Source organism: Actinomadura sp. GC306, from assembly GCF_004348665.1.
In the GTDB taxonomy this organism is placed as follows: Bacteria; Actinomycetota; Actinomycetes; order Streptosporangiales; family Streptosporangiaceae; genus Spirillospora.
This window is the reverse complement of the sequence record NZ_SMKM01000442.1, coordinates 1-3,087: the sequence shown is the minus strand read 5'-3', so window position 1 is coordinate 3,087 and position 3,087 is coordinate 1. Positions and strand designations below refer to the sequence as shown.

Annotated in this window: 2 protein-coding genes and 1 pseudogene; all 3 read right to left on the bottom strand. The window is 77.7% G+C overall.

Annotated features, from left to right (window positions below; all coding sequences use genetic code 11):
- Positions 1 to 579 (bottom strand): annotated as a pseudogene (locus tag E1200_RS32350) (hypothetical protein); the annotation flags it as partial.
- A 164-nt stretch (positions 580 to 743) separates the two neighbouring features.
- A complete protein-coding gene (locus tag E1200_RS32345) occupies positions 744 to 2,165 on the bottom strand; it encodes an amidohydrolase family protein (RefSeq protein WP_131956335.1) in 1,422 nt (473 codons plus the stop codon).
- Positions 2,162 to 3,087 (bottom strand): CoA transferase (locus E1200_RS32340; protein ID WP_131956333.1); only part of this gene is annotated, 926 nt, incomplete at its 5' end. The genes E1200_RS32340 and E1200_RS32345, both read right to left, overlap by 4 nt.

Sequence of the window (3,087 nt, the reverse complement as noted above, 5' to 3'; positions counted from 1 at the left end):
CGCGACCCCGGCCGCGATGCCCGCCGCCGACCACCGCCACCGCGGCACCCAGAGCGCCGCCGCGAACAGCGGCAGTGCGAGCCACACCGCGTCGGTGGGCCGCAGGACCCCGACCCCGGCGATGATCAGCGCCAGCACGGCCCACGCCCGGCGCCCGCCCGCGACCAGCACGCCCGCGGCCCCGGCGGCGGCCAGCGCCACCGGCAGGTTCGGCAGCACGCTCGCGCCGTACCGCAGGGACACCCACGGCACCGCGAACAGCGCCGCCGCCACCGGCACGCTCGCCCGGTCCAGCACCCGGAACCACGGCCAGAAGGCGAGCAGCAGCAGGACGGCGGAGAGCGCGGCGAAGTACACCCGGATCAGCGTGACGTCCGAGGTCCAGAGCGTGACCGGCGCGGCCAGGAGCCCCTCCCCCGGCGACCGGTGCGCCGCGTACGGCGTCCGGGGCGCGTCCCCGGAGAACTGGCTCGCGTAGACCGCCTCGTCCAGATCCAGCGGAATCCCGAGCCCGCCGGTGCCGGCCTGCAGCCCCGCATATCCGAGCGCCACGCAGCACAGCGCCACCCTGGCCGCCACGATTCCCCCCGCCGCCGTCCCCCGTTTCCCCAGCTCACGCTAGATCAGCGGCCGACCGCAGGGCCCCGGCATATCGATTGCATCCGATAAGGGGACCAAGTCTGTACGCGGGCGGAGACCGGACCGCATCCCATGAACACAGGCCAAGTCCTTTACGTTGTAGATCACGAACTTCGGAAGTGTCGCTCTGCGGTGAGGCTGCCGCCGGTGATGGTCGCGCGGACGTTGTCCGCCGACAGGTGGTGCAGGGCTTCGGCTAGCGGGACGTGCAGGAGGACCAGGTCGGCGGCCTCCCCGGTGGACACCCGCCGGGGAGGCCCGCCGGGTTCCTCCGGCCCGGTGAGGAGGGAGCGCAGCGCCGCCGCGGCCGGGACGGTCTCGTCCCGGCCGGCGACCGCGCCCGACCGGGTGGCGCGGGTGACGGCGGCGTCCATCACCGCCCACGGGTCGAGCGGCCCGTAGGGCGCGTCGCTGGACAGCGCGACCGGGACCCCGGCGTCCAGCAGGCTCCGGCACCGGTAGAGGTCGGGCACGTCCTCGGCCGGGACGTCGCGCAGGTAGTCGTCGCCGCGGTCGGCGAGGAACCCCGGCTGGGTCACGACCCGCAGCCCGCGCCGCGCCAGCTCCGGAACGAGGACCTCCGGGACGAGCGCCGCGTGCTCGATGCGGTCGCCGTCCACGATCCCGGCGTCCTCGAAGGCGGCGAGCAGGAGGACGAGCGCCTCGCGGGTGACGCAGTGCACCGCGACGGGCCGCCCGTGCCCGTGCGCGTCCCGGATCCTGGCGCTCAGCTCGTCGAGCGGCGGCAGCCCCGAATCAGCCAGGACGATCTTGTACGGGCCGGTGCCGAGGCGCGGGTGCGGGGGCGGCGCGGCGTCCGGCGGCAGCCCGAGGAGGTGGACGCGGTGGGGCAGCGTCCCGTCGCGGACCGCCGCCTCGATCGCGGCGAGCGCCCCGGCGCCGAGGTCGGGCGTCGCGTCGGTGACGGCGGTGACGCCCAGCCGCGCCAGTTCCCGCCCGACCGGCCCCAGGTCCACCAGAGGCGCCGCCGGGAGGCGGGTGCGCAGCCAGTCGTCGGCCCGCCAGAGCCGCCCGGTCGGCCGTCCGGCGGCGTCCCGCTCGACACCGGGGTGTTCGGCGGAGGCCAGACCCGCCGCGCGCACGGCCGCCGAGTTGAGGATCCACAGGGCACCGCTGCGGTGCTGGACCCGCACCGGGCCGCCCGGCCGCAGCGCGTCGAGCGCGGCGGCGTCCAGTTCTCCGGCGACGCTCTCGGCGTAGCCGACGCCGCGCACCCACCCGTGCTCGTCCGGTACGGCGTCCCGCAGCACCGCCGCAAGAGCGTCTCGGCCGGTGACGGCGGGCGGGCCGCAGACGACCGACCGCCGCCACGCGGCCAGCGCGTGCAGGTGCAGGTGGTGATCGCACAGTCCCGGAAGGAGCGCCCCGCCGCCGCACTCCACGACCCGCTCACCGGGCCGGCGCGCCAGCCCGCCGCCGATCTCGGCGATCAGGCCGCCGGCCAGGCGGACGTCGGCGCGTTCGCGCCCGCCGAGTTCGGCGTCCCGCAGCAGCAGCCCGGTCACGGGACGGTGATGCCGAGGCCGGCCAGCACGTCGGCGGTGTCCCGCCCCATCTCCGGGGCCTTGCCCCGCGGTTCGCGCCGTTCTGGGGCGGCGACCGGGAGGGCGGCGTCCTCGCCTTCCAGCACCCAGGCGTCCCCGTGCCGGACGGCCTCCGGGCTCGCGGCGGGCTCCCCCGCCGGGAGGGTCGCGGCGACCACGTCGGCCATGGCGACGTCCCACAGCACGCCGCCCCCGCCGGGCGGCGCGGTGGCGGCGAGCGCGGCGGCGGTCAGCCCGGTGAGCGGGTCGGCGATGGCGTCGCCGCAGAACAGCGGGGCCAGGTCCGGTTCGCGGCAGACGAGGCCCGCGGCGGCGGAGACGTCGTCACCGAACCCGATCCGGTCGCGCGCCCGCCCGTAGGCGGTGATCGACACCCAGGTCGTCCCGGCGGCGACCGCCTCCTCGGCGTCGAGGCCGAACCGGGCGAGGGCGCGGGGGCGGGACGCCTCGACGACGATGTCGGCCGCGTCGACGAGCGCCCGCATCGCGCGGCGGCCGTCGCGGTCGGCCGGGTCGAGGACCACCGACCGGTGGCCGGCGTGCAGCAGGTCGTAGAAGCCGGGGTCGCCGCGGCGGGCGCCGTCCGGGCGGGCGGGGGTCTCGACCTTGACGACGCGGGCCCCGGCGGAGCCGAGCAGGTGCGCGCACAGCGGGCCCGCCCACAGCGCGCTGAAGTCGACCACCAGCGCGCCCTCCAGCGGACGGGGCGCGAGCGGTTCGGGGACGCTCGCCCGGCGGGGCTCGACGGGCCCGGCGGCGACGCCGAGCAGCTCGGCGCGTTCGGCCAGTTCGGCACCGGTGTGCGCGCGCAGCCACGGGACGAGCGCCGGCCACGGATCGTCGTCCACGTCCGCTTCGGCGAGAGCGCCGAGGAGGGCGGGGT